Below are 15,258 nucleotides of genomic sequence, written 5' to 3'. Positions count from 1 at the left end.
CTCACTGCCGACTGCCTTACTGCCTAATCCTTAACGTTGTACTGGATCTTCGTCGCCGTGATCGTGTTCTGCAGCAGGCAGGCGATCGTCATGGGGCCGACGCCGCCGGGAACCGGCGTGATGGCGCCCGCAACCTCGGCGCACTCAGCGTAAGCGACGTCGCCGACCAGCTTCGTCTTGCCCTCGGGCGTCGTGATGCGGTTGATGCCGACGTCGATGACCACTGCGCCCGGCTTGATCCAGTCGCGCTTCACCAGTTCGGGAATGCCGACCGCGGCAACCAGAAGGTCCGCGCCGCGGCAGACCGACGGCAGGTCCTTGGTCTTCGAATGCGCGACCGTCACGGTGCAGCTTTCGCGCAGCAGCAGCGCGGCCATCGGCTTGCCGACGATGTTCGAGCGGCCGATGACGACGGCGTTCACGCCCTTGAGGTCCGGGATGATCTTCTTGGCGAGGATGGCGGAGCCGGTCGGCGTGCAGGGCACGAGCGCGCGCTCGCCGATCCAGAGGCGGCCGACGTTGGTCGGATGGAAGCCGTCGACGTCCTTGTCGGGATCGATGGAGTTCAGCACCTTCTCGGCGTTGACGTGCTTCGGCAGCGGCAGCTGCACGAGAATGCCATTGACGTTCTTGTTGCCGTTGAGACGGGCGACGAGCGCCAGGATGTCGTATTCGGACGTATCCGCCGGCAGCTTATATTCGAACGACTGCATGCCGCACTCGACGGTCTGGGCCGCCTTGTTGCGCACGTAGACCTGGCTCGCCGGGTCTTCGCCTACGAGAACGACCGCGAGGCCGGGGGTGATGTCATGGCTCGCCTGGAGCGCCTTGACGTCGACGGCGACCTGCTTGCGAACCTCGGCTGCGATTGCCTTGCCGTCGATAACCTGCGCTGCCATGGGGATCCCCTCCTGCGTTTGTTGCGCGCGTCTTTTTGACCTACGAAAAACCGGCCAGCCGTTCGGCCAGCCGCGTTTCAATACTCTCCGAGTTGCCGGTGATCTCGACCGACTTTACCCGCGACTTGCCGCCGTGTGCCAATCGCAAACTGCTTTTGGGCACGCCCAGCCACCCGGCCAGGAGTGTCAAAAGTGCTTGGTTTGCCTCACCATCTGCGGGCACGGCACGCACACGCGCCTTGAGGGCGGGCCCCTCGGCGGTCGTCTCGATGCCGTCGATCATATCTTTGGACGATTTTGGCGTGATCCGCACGCGCACGATGACGCACCCGGGCCCGGCTCGCCAAGGCCGAAGAGACGGCTGGAGAACCGGGGCTGCAGGCGCGCCCGAAATCGTCACACCAACAGCTTGGCGAGGTTGGGCAGCACGACGCTCTGGATGAAGAACAAGCCGAGCAGAAGCACCAGCGGCGAGAAGTCGACGCCGCCGAAATCCGGCAGCGCATTGCGGATCGGCCGCAGCAGCGGCTCGGTGACCGCCGCGAGCGCCTGCGCCAGTGCGCTGACGAAGCGATTGTACGGATTGACCACCCCGAACGCCATCAGCCAGCTCAGGATAACGGAGGCAAGGATGACATAGACGTAGAGGTCGATGAGATAGCTGATGAAGCCGAGCAGCTCGATCATGGGCACCAGATCCAAGAGTGCTTCCGGAAAAGCGAGAACCGGTCAGGGCGAAGCCATGCCAGCAACGGTGTCCGATCAGAAGCACGGCCAACAACGAAATCGGGGATACCCAGCGCCTGTCGAAGCCGAAACTCCGAAGGCCGAATGTCCCGAAGCAAGAGTGACGTGTAGCGGTTGGACCACGACGCGGCAAGCCGATGGGCGGCCCAACCCACAGAGCCGGGCCCGCCGGCCTCCTCGTGGACGAAAAACGGGCGCAGAGAGGGAGGCCGAACGAGCCCCGATTTCTTGACATTGGAGGAAGGCGGACGGTAAATGCGTGGACCTAGCCCGGAACTCGTGCGCACCTTTTTTTGAGCGCGTTCAAGCGCCGGAAACCATGATCCCATTGCCTTAGGGGCCGTAGCTCATCTGGGAGAGCGCCGCAATCGCACTGCGGAGGTAGTCGGTTCGATCCCGATCGGCTCCACCAGCACCCTGCTAAGGTGTTGCTACGGCTGACCTCGCAACCGCATCAGCCGGGTGCGCCCGGACGTTCGTCACCACCACGGCACTCAATCCTCCACTTTTTCGTGCTTTGGCCCAACGAAACTTCAGCGTCAAAATCTTTATGCGCCCCTTATGCCGGGGACGCCTTTTCCCAATCGAGATTTGATCTCCGCATCCGCATGTTCTGCCTGTCGTCAATAGGAGTAGAGCAAAATGCTGGACCTCGTTTTCCTCGCCGTCGGTCTCGGCGGCTTCGGCCTCATGGCCGGATACGCAGTGCTGTGCCGCAAGCTTTAGTGCGGCAAGGATCGACATCATGATCAGTGATCCCGTGATTGCCCTCGTCGTCGCCATCGGACTGGGTATCTACCTGGTCTACACGCTGGTTCGACCCGAAAAATTCTAGGCCTGGGAGGGCCTGTCCATGACTTTCGTTGGTTGGTTGCAAATCGCGCTCGTTCTGGGCGCGGTGCTGGTGGCGGCGTGGCCGCTCGGCTTATTCATGGCACGCGTGTTTGCGGGTGAGCGGACGCTCCTCTCGCCCGTTCTCGCGCCCGTCGAGCGCAAGCTCTATGCCGCCGCGGGCGTAGACCCGCGCGTGGAGCAGACGTGGCTCGCCTATGGGATGGGCATGCTCGCCTTCAACGCGGCGGGCTTTCTCGCGCTCTACGCCCTGATGCGCCTGCAGGGTTCGCTGCCCCTCAATCCCCAGGGCTTCGGCGGCGTCTCGCCCGATCTCGCGTTCAACACCGCCGTGAGCTTCGTCACCAATACCAACTGGCAGTCCTACGGTGGCGAGACGACGATGAGCCATCTCGTGCAGATGGCCGGCCTCACGGTGCAGAACTTCGTGTCCGCCGCAACAGGCATGGCACTCGCGGTCGCCGTCACGCGCGCCTTTGCGCGCAGCGGGGCGAAGACAATCGGCAATTTCTGGGTCGACCTCACGCGGGCCACGCTCTACGTGCTGCTGCCGCTTTCGATCGTCGTCGCTGTCGCCTACGCCGCGTCAGGCGTGCCGCAGACCCTTGCCGCAAACGTCGAGGCAACGACCCTTGAAGGCGCCAAGCAGGTGATCGCGCTCGGCCCCGTCGCGAGCCAGGAGGCCATCAAGCAGCTCGGCACGAACGGCGGCGGCTTCTTCAACGCCAACGCCGCGCACCCCTTCGAAAATCCGAGCGCATGGTCGAACGCCCTTTCGATCTGGAGCATGCTGCTCATCCCGGCGGCGATGACGTTCACGTTCGGCCGCATGATCGGCGACCGTCGGCAGGGCTATGCGCTGCTCGCCGTCATGGGAATTCTGCTCGTTGCCGGTACGGCCATCGTCTACGCGTCGGAGACTGCGGGCAATCCGCTTCTCACCGCCGCCGGCGTGGATGGATCGGCCGGCAATCTGGAAGGTAAGGAAATACGCTTCGGCCAGGCGCTGACCGCCCTCTATGTTGTCGCCACGACCGGCCTCTCGTGCGGCGCCGTGAATGCCATGCACGCTTCCCTCACGCCGATCGGCGGTCTCGTTCCTCTGTTCATGATTCAGCTCGGTGAGATCCTGCCGGGCGGCGTGGGCTCCGGCCTCTACGGCATGCTGATGATGGCGATCTTAGCGGTCTTCGTCGCGGGTCTCATGGTTGGCCGCACGCCCGAGTACCTCGGCAAGAAAATCGAGACGCGCGAAATGAAGCTGGCCATGCTGGCGCTGCTGATCTTGCCGTTCGCCATCCTGGGCTTCACCGCGGCCGCGGCCATGCTCCCCTCGGCGCTCGCCAGCCTCGCCAATGCGGGCCCGCACGGCCTGACGGAGATCCTCTACGCCTACTCGTCCGCGGCCGGCAACAACGGCTCGGCGTTCGCCGGGCTCAACGCCAACACGCCGTGGTTTAACACCACGCTCGGCCTCGCCATGCTGTTCGGCCGCTTCGCCTACGTCGTGCCTGTCCTCGCCATTGCCGGCTCGATTGCCGCGAAGTCCAAGGCGAGCGCGTCGGCAGGCACGTTCCCGACTCACGGCGGCCTGTTCGTGGGCCTGCTCATCGCCGTCATCCTGATCCTCGGTGGCCTCCAATACTTTCCGGCTCTCGCCCTGGGTCCGATCGTCGAGCAGTTCCTCATGAACGCAGGCAAGACTTTCTAAGGAGAGACCCCAATGACCAAGCGCTCGACACCTGGGCTGCTGGACACGTCGATTGCCCGGCAGGCCGCCATCGATGCGGTCGCCAAGCTCGCGCCCCGCAAGCTCGTCCGCAACCCCGTCATGTTTGTTACCGGATGCGTGGCCGCCCTCGTCACCGCGATTTTCTTTCGCGACGCGATGATGGGCCGGGATGGGCTGGCGTTCACCGGCCAGATTGCGGCCTGGCTCTGGTTCACCGTGCTGTTTGCCAATTTCGCCGAAGCCGTGGCCGAGGGCCGCGGCAAGGCGCAGGCGGACGCGCTGCGCCGCACGCGGAGCGATACGACAGCCAAGCTGCTGCTCCATGCGGACGACTCGATCGACGATCCGTGGGAGCCCCGCGCGGCCGACGATCTCCGCCCAGGCGACGTTGTCCTCGTCGAAGCGGGCGACACGATCCCCGCCGACGGCGAGGTCATCGAAGGCATCGCGTCCGTGAACGAATCCGCCATCACCGGCGAGTCCGCGCCCGTCATTCGCGAGTCGGGCGGCGACCGCTCGGCCGTGACCGGCGGCACTGTCGTCCTGTCCGACTGGCTCAAGGTGCGCGTGACGGCGGCGCCCGGCTCGTCCTTCCTCGATCGCATGATCGCGCTGGTCGAAGGCGCGGAGCGGCAGAAGACGCCGAACGAACTCGCGCTCTCCATCCTGCTCTCTGGCTTGACGCTGATCCTCTTGATTGCGGTCGTGACGCTCTGGGCGCTCGCCGGCTACTCGGGTACGGCGCTGTCGGTGACGGTGCTGGTCGCCTTGCTCGTCACATTGATCCCGACCACCATCGGCGGGCTTCTGTCGGCCATCGGCATCGCGGGTATGGATCGGCTGATCCGCTTCAACGTCCTCGCAACATCGGGGCGCGCCGTGGAAGCGGCAGGCGACGTCGATACGCTGCTGCTCGACAAGACCGGCACCATCACCTACGGCAACCGCCTGGCGACGGCATTCATCCCCGTGCCCGGCCGCTCGGAGCGGGATGTGGCGGAAGCGGCCTACCTTGCGTCCCAGTCCGACGAGACCCCGGAAGGACGCTCCATCGTCGCCCTGGCGCGCGGAAATTACGGCATGACGGAGGGTGTCGAGCGCGGGTCCACAACTGTCATCCCGTTCTCCGCCCAAACGCGCATCTCGGGTATCGAGGTCGACGGCCGCAGCATCCGCAAGGGCGCAGTGGATGCCGCGCTCGCCTTCGCGGGGCAGACCCTTGAGACGACATCGCCGGTGTTCCGTGACGCCGTGCAGGCCATTGCGCGCACGGGCGGCACGCCGCTGGCGGTTGTCGAAGGGCGCGACGTGGTCGGCGTCATCCATCTCAAGGACGTGGTGAAGCCAGATATCAAATCCCGGTTCGCCGCCCTGCGCGCGATGGGCATCAAGACAGTGATGGTGACCGGCGACAATCCCGTCACCGCGGCCGCCATCGCATCGGAAGCCGGCGTCGACGACTACATCGCCGAAGCGACACCCCAGGACAAGCTTGCCTACATCAAGGCGGAGCAGGCGAAGGGCCGCCTCATCGCCATGTGCGGAGACGGTACCAACGATGCCCCCGCGCTCGCGCAGGCGGACGTCGGCGTGGCGATGCAGACCGGCACGCAGGCGGCGCGCGAAGCCGGCAACATGGTGGATCTCGACAGCGATCCGACGAAGCTCATCGAGATCACGGAGATCGGCAAGCAGCTCCTGATGACGCGCGGATCGCTGACGACGTTCTCGATCGCCAACGACGTCGCAAAATACTTCGCGATCATTCCTGCGTTGTTCATCGCCACATACCCGGAACTCGGCGTCCTGAACATCATGGGCCTCGCCTCACCGGATAGCGCCATCCTGTCAGCCGTCATTTTCAACGCGCTGATCATCATCGCGCTGATCCCGCTCGCCCTCAAAGGCATCGGCTATCGCCCGGCGAACGCGGACGTTTTGTTGAGGCGCAATCTGTTCGTTTACGGGCTCGGCGGCCTCGTCGTGCCGTTCATCGGCATCAAGCTTGTCGATCTCGTCGTGTCCGGTCTCGGACTTGCTTAAGGAGCGACTTCAATGACCTCACACCTGCGACCGGCCGTCGTTCTTCTCGGTGCATTCACGGCTTTGACCGGTGTCGCCTATCCCCTCGCCATGACGGGACTTGCGCAAGCGGTCTTCCCAAGCCAGGCCAACGGAAGCCTTGTCGAGCGCGGCGGCGTCGTTACTGGTTCGTCGCTCATCGGACAGCCGTTTTCCTCGGACCGCTATTTCCACCCGCGGCCGTCGGCGGCCGGACAAAATGGCTATGACGCCTCGGCATCCTCCGGCTCCAACTTGGGGCCGCTGTCCAAGAAGCTCCTGGAGCGTGTCGCCCAGGACGTGGCGAAACTTCGAGCGGACGGGGCGACGGCCATACCGGCCGACGCCGTCACGACGTCCGCCAGCGGTCTCGATCCGCATGTCAGCCCCGCCTACGCCGAAATGCAGATTGCGCGCGTAGCGAAGGCCCGGGGCGTCGATCCGGATCGCGTCCGGGCCGTCGTCACCGGGAGCGCCGAGGGACCAGCCTTTGGAGTCGTCGGTCAGCCGCGCATTAACGTTCTTGATCTGAACCTCGCACTTGACGCCGCTCTCGGCTCGGGCTCCGGATAGACCATGGCTGGAACGACCACACAGGAGAAGGGGCGCCCTTCGCCGAAGGCACTGCTTGAGCTTGCCGCGAACGAAAGTCGCGGCAAGCTCAAAGTGTTTCTCGGCATGGCGCCGGGCGTCGGCAAGACCTACGCCATGCTCGCGGCCGCCAAAGCCCTGAAAGCCAATGGCGTCGATGTCGTCGTCGGCGTCGTGGAGACGCACGGGCGATCCGACACCGCCGCGCTGCTCGATGGCCTCGAGGTGCTTCCGCGCCGCACCGTTCCCTACCGCAATCGCACCCTGATGGAGTTCGACATCGATGCCGCCATCGCGCGGCGTCCCGCCCTGCTGCTCGTCGACGAATTCGCCCATTCGAATGCACCGGGCCTCGTCCATCCCAAGCGCTATCAGGACGTCGATGGCGTGCTGCAGGCCGGCATCGATGTCTGGACGACACTCAACATCCAGCATCTCGAAAGCCTGACCGACGTCGTCGAACGCATTGCCGGGATCACGGTGCGGGAAACGGTTCCCGACCGGGTGCTCGAGCGTGCCGACGAGATCGTGGTGGTGGATCTTCCGCCCGAGGAGCTGATCCAGCGCCTCAAGGAGGGCAAGGTCTACCTGCCGGAGAATGCGCGCCGCGCCATCGGCAAGTTTTTTCAGCTCAGCAACCTGACCGCCCTGCGCGAGCTGGCGTTGCGCCGCACCGCCGATCGCGTCGACGAGCAGATGCTCACTCAGCTTCGCCGCCAGGGCATCGAGGGCCCGTGGCCGACCGCCGAGCGACTGCTCGTCTGCGTCGGCGGCGACGAGATGTCCGAAGCCGTGGTGCGCGCGGCGGCGCGCATGGCAGCCGCTCTCAAGTCCGACTGGATCGCCATCCATCTGGTGAAAAACGATCGCGAAACGACCGACCGCGGCGCGGTACGGCGCACGGAAAAGGCGATGCGCCTCGCCGATCGGCTGGGTGCGACCACGGTCAGCATCAATGCCGCGGCGCTTGCGACCGAAGTGCTGGCCTATGCCAAGCGCAACAACATCACCCAAATCGTCGTCGGACGCGCGCGGCGCGGTCCCTTGAATTTCTTGTTCGGCCGCTCACTATCGGCTGCCCTCATGGACGAGGCGGCCGGCGTCTCCGTCACCGTGGTCGCCTCAAACGAGCCGCAGCGCAGGTTCTGGCCGCCGCTGCCGGACATCGCGCCGACGTGGACCGGCGGGGCCGCGGCGCTCGCAGCCGTGAGTTTGGGAGTCGTGGCCGGAAAGCTCATCGAGCGCTTCACCTCCCTGCCGAACCTGTCGATGGTGTTCCTGTTCGCAGTCCTCCTGTGCGCATTGAGGTTCGGTCTCTTCTCGTCCGTCGCCGCCGCGGCGCTGTCCTTCTTCGCCTACAATTTCTTCTTCATCGCCCCGCGCTACACGCTGACGATTGCGTCCCCCCACGAGTTCTTCGCACTCCTCATTTTTCTGGCAGTCGCCGTCGTGACGGGCGGACTAGCGGCGCGGCTGCGCGAGCAGGCGGCCGCAACCCGTGAGCGGGCGGAAGCAACGCAGGCGCTCTACGAATTCTCGCGCAAGCTCGCCGGAGCGCCGAAAATCGACGACGTTCTCTGGTTGCTGGCAGCCCAGTCGGCCGCGGTCGTAAAGGGCAAGGCCATCATTCTTCTCGAGAGAGACGGCGATCTCTCGCTCGAAAGCGCATGGCCGCCGGAAGACACGTTGTCGACGGCCGATTGGGCGGCAGCGCGCTGGACGAAGGAGAAGCGGGAACCGGCCGGCCGTCTCACCAGCACGTTACCGTCTGCGGCGTACCAGTTCCGGCCGCTGATCTCGTCGGGGGTGACGATCGGCGTGCTCGGCGTTGCGCCCGACGATGAGGACGACGCGCTACCGAACGCCACCGCAAACGCGTTGCAGTCCTTCGCCGATCAGGCGGCGATCGCAATCGAGCGCACGCATCTGGTGGAACGGGCCGCGCACGCGGCGACGGAAGCCGAAAGCGAACGTTTGCGTGGAGCGCTGCTGTCGTCCATTTCTCACGACCTGAGGACGCCGCTGGCGTCGATCCTCGGCTCCGCCACGAGCTTGCGCCAACTCGGCGAGCGCATGCCGAAGAGTGACCGCGCCGATCTCCTGGCGACAATCGAGGAGGAGGCGAGCCGCCTGTCGTCGTTCGTGTCCAATCTGCTCGACATGACGCGCCTGGAAGCCGGCGCGCTCGACATCCGCCGCGATTGGGTGGATGCGGGAGACGCCGTTCGCGGCGCGGCGGCGCGGATCCTCAAGATCTTTCCGCAGCGGCGTGTCGAGATCGTGCTCGACGACGGCTTGCCATTCGTGCGCGGCGACGCGGCGCTGCTGGAACAGGTTCTCTTCAATCTGCTCGACAACGCGCACAAGTATAGCCCGCCTGCGTCCGTGACACGCATTGCAGCCCGCGCTGCACCGGCCGGCAAGCTACGCATCACCGTCGCCGACGACGGCATCGGCATACCGGAAGAGGCGTTGAGCAAGGTGTTCGAAAAATTCTATCGGGTCGCAGGCGGCGATGGGCGAGCCCCCGGCACCGGTCTCGGGCTTTCGATCTCGGCGGCACTCGTGTCGGCGATGGGCGGCAAGATTTCTGCCGCCAGCCCCGGAGCCGGCGGCAAGGGGACCGAGATCGCCATAGAGCTTCCAACGGACGACGCGAACCTCGATCTCGGCAAATTTCCAAAGGCCTCCGCATGAGCGAGCATCGCGTTCTGATCGTCGACGACGAGCCGCAAATTCTTCGCTTCTTGAAGCCGAGCCTCGTCGCGGCCGGGTATGACGTCGTTGTTGCCGCGACGGGAAAGGAAGCGCTCAAGGCCGCCGCAACCAGCGCGCCGGACATCATCGTTCTCGACCTCGGATTGCCGGATATGGACGGCAAAGAGGTCATCCGCGAGCTTCGGACCTGGAGCACGACGCCGATTGTCGTCCTCTCCGCTCGCGATCGCGAAGCGGAAAAGATCGCGGCGCTCGATCTCGGCGCCGATGACTACATCAACAAACCGTTTGGCATCGGCGAGCTGACGGCGCGCCTGCGGACCGCGCTGCGCCACACGGCGCAACGGGCGGGTGAGCAGACCCGTTTCAAAGCGGGGGCGCTCGAAGTGGACATTCTCGCCCACACGGTCACGATCGACGGAAAGCCGGCGAAGCTCACGCCGAAGGAGTTCGAATTGCTCGCCGTTCTCGTGCGCAATGCCGGACGCGTGGTGACGCACCGGCAGATCCTGACCGCCGTCTGGGGCCCGGCTCATACGGAAGATCTGCAGTATCTGCGCGTTTTCATCGGCCAGCTTCGCCAGAAGATCCAGCGATCTGCCCAAACCCCGGAACTCATCGCCACCGAGCCCGGCATCGGCTACCGGCTCGCCGCCGAGATCGCCTGAAGCACCTCTGCCTCACCACCGGTACCGCAGACTGCCCAGAATGGTGCGGCCCTGATCCTGGTAGCAGTAGTCGCTGGAGCAGGTGTCGACCAGCTTGTCGAAGGCATTGCTGACGTTGAGCTGCAGGCGCGCGCCATCAAATTGCGGCGAGAGACCGACGAGATCGTAATGCATGGCGGCATCCACGATGCCACGCGCGCCGTTCTCGAATGAATTGCGATCGTTTCCGAAGCTCGTGCCCGTGTAGCGGACGCCCGAGCCGAAACCGAGGCCGCGAAACGCGCCATCGCTTACCGTGTAATAGCCCCAGAGCGAGAACAGATGCCTCGGCGTGCTGGACAAGACATTTCCTGCCGCCGAATTGCCGTCCTCGTCCAAGCCGTCGAGGATTTTCATGTCGACGTAGGTATAGGACGCCTGGAGGCTAAGGCCATTGGTGAGGGTGGTCGTGCCTTCGAGTTCGAAGCCGCGCGAGCGCACAGTGCCTCGCTGGACAGAGAAGCCAGTATCAGGGTCAGCGTATATGCCGCCATCCTGCTCGATATCGAACAGCGCACCGTTGAGCGCGGCGTTGTACCCCGGAACCAGATACTTAAACCCGACTTCCTTCGACTCCGCCGTTGTCGGCTTGAAGGGTTTGTCCTCGAAGAGGCCAACGTTGGGGACGAACGAGGTGCCGTACGCAATGTACGGAGCGAAGCCGGAGTCGAACAGATAGCTGAGCCCGGCGCGGCCAGACCACGCCTGATCATCAGCTTCTTCGACTAAAGGCCCTGTCGCTTCCGTTTCTGTGTGCGCCCAATCATGGCGTCCGCTCAACGTCAGCACCCAACGGTCGAGCTTGAGCTGATCCTGCAGATACGCGCCGACCTGAAGTTGCTTCTGGTGCGTGACATTGTCGATAGGAGGCCGCGGAATAACCTGCTGGCCGTAGTTGAAATCGATTAGCGGCGGTACGAGCTCCGAATAGCCGGAGCCTTCCTTGAAGCTGATGAAACCGATATCGACGCCTGCCAAAACGACATGGCGAAACGCGCCCGTGCTGAACCTCGCTTCGACCTGATTGTCCATGTTCAAGCCATGGAAACTGCTCTCGACGGAGCCTGCCCCGCGCGAGAAGACGTTTGGCGCAGTCTCTTCCACGAGATCGATGTAGGCCGACTCTTCGCTCAGGTGCTCATAGCGCGCCTTCTGGCGCACCGTCACCGCGCTCGTCACGCGGCGCTCGAACTCATAGCCAACGCGTTCCTGGGTCTGGTCGTAGAACTCGAACCCCGGGTCGCCGGACCAGATGTTCGTGCGGCGCGTGTGATCGGGATCGCTGCGGTCCTGAAACCACGCGGTGTTGGACCCGATCTTGAGATCCATATACTCGCCGAAGACGGTGAGCTTGGTATCCGGATCGATTTTGAACGTGAACGCGGGCGCCAGATAGACCCGATCGTCAGGGATGCCCGGATACTGCGTATCGCTGTCGCGCACGACGCCGGTGAAGCGGTAGAGGACGCTGTCGTTGAACCCTGCGGGACCGGAGAAGTCGAAGTTACCCTGGAAGCGATCGTGATTGCCCATCACGTATTCGATTTCGCGGAACGGCGTCTCCGTCGGCCGCTTGGTGTACATATCGACAATGCCACCCGCATTGCTCGAGCCGTACAAGGCTGCGGATGGGCCGCGCAGAACGGTCACGCTGTCGAGGCCGTAAGGCTCCGTCTTGAACTGACCGAAGCCGCTGTTGAGCTGGCGCAGCCCGTCGCGATAGAGGCCCGTATTCGTGGCGTCGAAACCGCGAATGTAGAAGCTGTCGAAGCGCGGATCGAAGCCTGACTGGTTGATGCGGACACCCGGCACGTACGCGAGCGAATCCCCGAGACTCAGCGGCTTGCGATCCTCGAGCTGCTGGCGCGTCACGGTGGAGATGGATTGCGGAACTTCCTGCAGCGGCGTGTTGGTCTTCGTGCCGACTGTGCCGTCCTTGGCCACATAGCCATTGACCGCCCCTGCCGGCGTGCTGCCGCCGTCGCTCGGCTTCGGCGCTGCAGGTTGAACCGCGGCGGCGGCTGTCGGCGGTGCCGACGGCGTCTTTGCCGCCTTCGGAGATTTTGCTTTTTTCGTCGCCGTCGTGGTGACGTCAAGCGGAGGAAGCTCCGTGCTCGCCCTGTCCGGTTTGTCTGAGATGTCCGGCTTTGTCTGTGATGCAGGCGTTTCCGGCTCTTGGCCGACGGCCTCAGCGCACAGCGCAAGCGTCATGGTCAGCACCATGCAGGTGCGCCTAACAGTCCAGCTCTTCATCGGCCCCCCGGCAGGAAACATTTCCACAGGCTGGCTTGCGACCGCTGCGCCGGGCGGTTGAGCTGGCTATCCCCTTACGGCGCATACCGTAAGTATTATGACCTTAATCGTCAACTTAGTAGGCCGGCACAGGTGAGCCGGGAGGCAGCGTGTTGCGCAACAGCATCACGCCTTTCGATGAGCTGCCATCGGAGCAACTGGTCGATCGGCACGCGACCGCAATGCCAAAGCGGCGAGGAGCGCTAAGCTTGCCAAACGCGAGCAGCGAGGAACAACTCGCGCGGCGTGGCGTTACTCGCGACGCCGTTAGAGGGGGGCGCAACATGACCATGAAGACAGCGATCGCGGCAGCCGTTTTATGCTGCGGCCTCGTCAGCGCGGCGGCGGCGGAAGATCCGGACCTGATCTTCAAGAAGACCACCGTCTGGAAATTCCTCTCGCCCGACCACAAGCTCGGCACCTATGCCATCGACGACCCCGACGTGGAGGGGGTGACATGCTATTTCACGGTGCCTGAGAAAGGCGGCTGGGTCGGCTGGCTGGGCCTCGCCGAGGAGTTGAGCAACGCGTCGCTCTCGTGCCGCCAGGTCGGACCGATCAAATTCAAGCGCAAGACGCGCCAGGGCGACGAGGCCTTCAGCCAGCGCCGCTCGCTGATCTTCAAGCGCATGCAGATCGTGCGCGGCTGCGACGCCAAACGCAACGTGCTGGTCTATTTGATCTACACCGACAAGATCATCGAAGGCAGCCCGGAGAACTCCACCTCGAGCGTGCCGATCAGCCCGTGGGGCGAAACGACACCGCCCGCGAAGTGCTCCGAGTGGATCACCGGCTAGCTCCGAGCAAGCTTGCCGTTGCAAGCTCCTCCTCATTCGCTTGCGCGAGATGCGAACATGTGCGCATCTACTTGCAAACGATTTGCAGGTAGGATTCGAGCACGATGCGGCACCCGAGAGAGATGTATATAGCCGCAGCGTCCGCGCTGCTTTTGGCCTCGGCCGGCCCCGCCGTCGCCACTGACAAGCGCGCCTACACGATCTTCAACCCGACGCCGGACAGCCTGCTGCGGGACATGAACACGGACCGGCCGGACAAGACGGAAAGCCCCTACACCGTCGACGCCGGGCGCTTCCAGATCGAAACCGACCTCGTCACGTACACCTACAACAGCGACGCAGGCGTCACCACGCGCGCCGTCGACATCCTGCCGTTCAACTTCAAAATCGGCCTGACCCACGACACCGATGTGCAGATCGTCTACGGCGCCTTCAGCTCCACGCGCACGTCCGGCAACGGCGCGACGGACACCGACAGCGGCTTCGGCGACGTCACCATTCGCCTGAAGCACAACCTCTGGGGCAACGACGGCGGCACGACGGCGCTCGGCATCATGCCCGTCATTAAAATTCCCACCAACACGCTGGCCGGTCTCAACAACGACGTCGAGGGCGGCGTGATCGTGCCGCTGGCGGTCGACCTCGGCCAGGGAGTTGGTCTGGGCCTGATGACGGAGATCGACATCCTGAAAAACAGCACGGGCGGCTATGACCCTACGTTCGTGAATTCCGCCACCCTCAGCTTCGAGATCACGAAACAGCTCGGCCTTTATGTCGAGGCGTTCGTCGAGCGCAGCACGGAAAGCGGCGCCGAAACCGTCGTCACGATCGACAGCGGCGTCACCTTCGCCGTCACGGACAACTTGCAGCTCGATGCCGGCGCCAACATTGGCGTCACGGACGCCGCCGACGACCTCAACGTCTTCGTCGGTCTGTCCCGCCGGTACTAGGCCAGAGAGACGAGACCAGAGGGACGAGGAAAGCCGCCGCGTGCGGCGCCTCCCGATTGCCAGCGCCTAGATCGCCGTGTCTCCCCGATAACGGCCGTAGCTCCGCTGCGCTCCCGCGCCGAACAGAATGACGTCGTAGGTCTCCGGCTCACCGCCCTCCATGCCCGGCGAACCGATCGGCATTCCGGGCACGGCCAGCCCCAGCGCGGCCGGCTTCTCGGCAAGCAACCTCTTGATGGCCGAGGCGGGAACATGGCCTTCGATGACATAACCGCCGATCTGCGCCGTGTGGCACCCGGCCAGCGCCTCAGGCACGCCGAGCGCATCCCTGATCGGCTTCAAGCTCGGCGCATCCCGCACGGTCACGTCGAACCCGTTGGCAATCAGGTGATCCGCCCACTTGTGGCAGCACCCGCAGCCGGGATTGCGAAAGACCAGCACGTGCGGAAGCGGAGCGGCACGTACGCCCGTGGCCAGCACCGCCGCCCCGGAGGCGATCACGCCGAATAATTGGCGGCGATCGAAGATGCTGCCTGTCGTCATCCTGAGGTCGCTCCTTTGGTCTACCGCGCGCTGCGCGCCAGCACGTCCATCAATTCTTCGATCTTCTGCTGTTGATCGTCGGCATCTCCGCTCTGCATCGCATGCGCGACGCAATGCGAGATGTGATCGCGCAGCACATCCTCTTCCACGCGACGCAACGCGGCCCGCACGGCTGCGATCTGCGTCACGATGTCGATGCAGTACCGGTCGTCCTCGACCATGCGGGCCAAACCGCGCACTTGGCCTTCGATGCGGGAAAGGCGTTTCAGGCGTGCAGTTTTTGCAGGCTTTGTCATTCTTGACTCATACCCCATGGGGGTATACGTGTCAAACAGAACGCAGCGGCGCGCCAACAGCCTGTTGAGGCGC

General features: G+C 64.3%; 14 protein-coding genes and 1 tRNA gene. 9 read left to right on the top strand and 6 right to left on the bottom strand.

What is annotated here, in order from left to right; translation table 11 throughout:
• Positions 1–23: 23 nt before the first annotated feature.
• The 3 genes from folD to ACTIFK_RS18355 all read right to left on the bottom strand — a co-directional run bounded on the left by folD (position 24) and on the right by ACTIFK_RS18355 (position 1,586).
• Entirely contained in the window at positions 24–899 is an 876-nt protein-coding gene (gene folD, locus ACTIFK_RS18365; protein ID WP_439544462.1) for a bifunctional methylenetetrahydrofolate dehydrogenase/methenyltetrahydrofolate cyclohydrolase FolD, read from the bottom strand.
• A gap of 40 nt (positions 900–939) precedes the next feature.
• The gene (locus tag ACTIFK_RS18360; RefSeq protein ID WP_439544461.1) at positions 940–1,218 is read right to left on the bottom strand and encodes a DUF167 family protein; all 279 of its coding nucleotides are present in this window, start codon (positions 1,216–1,218) and stop codon (positions 940–942) included.
• A gap of 77 nt (positions 1,219–1,295) precedes the next feature.
• On the bottom strand, positions 1,296–1,586 hold the full coding sequence (locus ACTIFK_RS18355) for a YggT family protein (protein WP_439544460.1): 291 nt from the start codon (positions 1,584–1,586) through the stop codon (positions 1,296–1,298).
• 396 nt (positions 1,587–1,982) lie between these two features.
• Between ACTIFK_RS18355 and ACTIFK_RS18350 the strand changes: the two genes are divergently transcribed.
• The 7 genes from ACTIFK_RS18350 (at position 1,983) to ACTIFK_RS18320 (ending at position 10,268) form a co-directional block, all read left to right on the top strand.
• Positions 1,983–2,058, top strand: a tRNA-Ala gene (locus ACTIFK_RS18350).
• Between the two features lie 333 nt (positions 2,059–2,391).
• Positions 2,392–2,481, top strand: coding sequence for a K(+)-transporting ATPase subunit F (kdpF, locus tag ACTIFK_RS18345; protein ID WP_439544459.1), 90 nt, complete (start codon positions 2,392–2,394; stop codon positions 2,479–2,481).
• An 18-nt stretch (positions 2,482–2,499) separates the two neighbouring features.
• Positions 2,500–4,209 carry a potassium-transporting ATPase subunit KdpA gene (kdpA, locus tag ACTIFK_RS18340; protein WP_439544458.1) on the top strand — a complete coding sequence of 570 codons (1,710 nt, stop codon included), beginning with the start codon at positions 2,500–2,502 and terminating at the stop codon, positions 4,207–4,209.
• A gap of 12 nt (positions 4,210–4,221) precedes the next feature.
• Positions 4,222–6,273 carry a potassium-transporting ATPase subunit KdpB gene (gene kdpB / locus ACTIFK_RS18335; RefSeq protein ID WP_439544457.1) on the top strand — a complete coding sequence of 684 codons (2,052 nt, stop codon included), beginning with the start codon at positions 4,222–4,224 and terminating at the stop codon, positions 6,271–6,273.
• 12 nt (positions 6,274–6,285) lie between these two features.
• Positions 6,286–6,864 carry a potassium-transporting ATPase subunit KdpC gene (gene kdpC / locus ACTIFK_RS18330; RefSeq protein WP_439544456.1) on the top strand — a complete coding sequence of 193 codons (579 nt, stop codon included), beginning with the start codon at positions 6,286–6,288 and terminating at the stop codon, positions 6,862–6,864.
• A gap of 3 nt (positions 6,865–6,867) precedes the next feature.
• The gene (locus ACTIFK_RS18325) at positions 6,868–9,579 is read left to right on the top strand and encodes an ATP-binding protein (RefSeq protein WP_439544455.1); all 2,712 of its coding nucleotides are present in this window, start codon (positions 6,868–6,870) and stop codon (positions 9,577–9,579) included.
• On the top strand, positions 9,576–10,268 hold the full coding sequence (locus ACTIFK_RS18320) for a response regulator (RefSeq protein ID WP_439544454.1): 693 nt from the start codon (positions 9,576–9,578) through the stop codon (positions 10,266–10,268). Before ACTIFK_RS18325 ends, ACTIFK_RS18320 begins: the two co-directional genes overlap by 4 nt.
• Before the next feature lie 12 nt (positions 10,269–10,280).
• Here the strand turns inward: ACTIFK_RS18320 and ACTIFK_RS18315 are convergent, their stop codons facing one another.
• Positions 10,281–12,560 carry a TonB-dependent siderophore receptor gene (locus tag ACTIFK_RS18315; RefSeq protein ID WP_439544453.1) on the bottom strand — a complete coding sequence of 760 codons (2,280 nt, stop codon included), beginning with the start codon at positions 12,558–12,560 and terminating at the stop codon, positions 10,281–10,283.
• A 329-nt stretch (positions 12,561–12,889) separates the two neighbouring features.
• Between ACTIFK_RS18315 and ACTIFK_RS18310 the strand changes: the two genes are divergently transcribed.
• Together ACTIFK_RS18310 and ACTIFK_RS18305 are read left to right on the top strand one after the other, a co-directional pair.
• Positions 12,890–13,396, top strand: a complete 507-nt coding sequence (locus tag ACTIFK_RS18310) for a CreA family protein (protein WP_439544484.1) — start codon at positions 12,890–12,892, stop codon at positions 13,394–13,396.
• Between the two features lie 122 nt (positions 13,397–13,518).
• Positions 13,519–14,346, top strand: a complete 828-nt coding sequence (locus ACTIFK_RS18305; protein ID WP_439544452.1) for a transporter — start codon at positions 13,519–13,521, stop codon at positions 14,344–14,346.
• Between the two features lie 66 nt (positions 14,347–14,412).
• On the opposite strand, the gene ACTIFK_RS18300 is transcribed toward ACTIFK_RS18305, so the two are convergent.
• Together ACTIFK_RS18300 and ACTIFK_RS18295 are read right to left on the bottom strand one after the other, a co-directional pair.
• On the bottom strand, positions 14,413–14,889 hold the full coding sequence (locus ACTIFK_RS18300; RefSeq protein ID WP_439544451.1) for a DUF411 domain-containing protein: 477 nt from the start codon (positions 14,887–14,889) through the stop codon (positions 14,413–14,415).
• 20 nt (positions 14,890–14,909) lie between these two features.
• Positions 14,910–15,185, bottom strand: a complete 276-nt coding sequence (locus ACTIFK_RS18295; RefSeq protein WP_439544450.1) for a metal-sensitive transcriptional regulator — start codon at positions 15,183–15,185, stop codon at positions 14,910–14,912.
• Positions 15,186–15,258: the final 73 nt, after the last annotated feature.

The sequence above is a fragment of the Hyphomicrobium sp. genome, assembly GCF_051860585.1.
Taxonomy (GTDB): Bacteria; Pseudomonadota; Alphaproteobacteria; order Rhizobiales; family Hyphomicrobiaceae; genus Hyphomicrobium_C.
This window is presented reverse-complemented; position numbering and strand designations above follow the sequence as displayed.

Coding starts and splice junctions, on each gene's coding strand:
- folD (WP_439544462.1), bottom strand. CDS start 899: ATGGCAGCGCAGGTTATCGACGGCAAGGCAATCGCAGCCGAGGTTCGC.
- ACTIFK_RS18355 (WP_439544460.1), bottom strand. CDS start 1,586: ATGATCGAGCTGCTCGGCTTCATCAGCTATCTCATCGACCTCTACGTC.
- kdpF (WP_439544459.1), top strand. CDS start 2,392: ATGATCAGTGATCCCGTGATTGCCCTCGTCGTCGCCATCGGACTGGGT.
- kdpA (WP_439544458.1), top strand. CDS start 2,500: ATGACTTTCGTTGGTTGGTTGCAAATCGCGCTCGTTCTGGGCGCGGTG.
- kdpB (WP_439544457.1), top strand. CDS start 4,222: ATGACCAAGCGCTCGACACCTGGGCTGCTGGACACGTCGATTGCCCGG.
- kdpC (WP_439544456.1), top strand. CDS start 6,286: ATGACCTCACACCTGCGACCGGCCGTCGTTCTTCTCGGTGCATTCACG.
- ACTIFK_RS18325 (WP_439544455.1), top strand. CDS start 6,868: ATGGCTGGAACGACCACACAGGAGAAGGGGCGCCCTTCGCCGAAGGCA.
- ACTIFK_RS18320 (WP_439544454.1), top strand. CDS start 9,576: ATGAGCGAGCATCGCGTTCTGATCGTCGACGACGAGCCGCAAATTCTT.
- ACTIFK_RS18315 (WP_439544453.1), bottom strand. CDS start 12,560: ATGAAGAGCTGGACTGTTAGGCGCACCTGCATGGTGCTGACCATGACG.
- ACTIFK_RS18310 (WP_439544484.1), top strand. CDS start 12,890: ATGAAGACAGCGATCGCGGCAGCCGTTTTATGCTGCGGCCTCGTCAGC.
- ACTIFK_RS18305 (WP_439544452.1), top strand. CDS start 13,519: ATGTATATAGCCGCAGCGTCCGCGCTGCTTTTGGCCTCGGCCGGCCCC.
- ACTIFK_RS18300 (WP_439544451.1), bottom strand. CDS start 14,889: ATGACGACAGGCAGCATCTTCGATCGCCGCCAATTATTCGGCGTGATC.
- ACTIFK_RS18295 (WP_439544450.1), bottom strand. CDS start 15,185: ATGACAAAGCCTGCAAAAACTGCACGCCTGAAACGCCTTTCCCGCATC.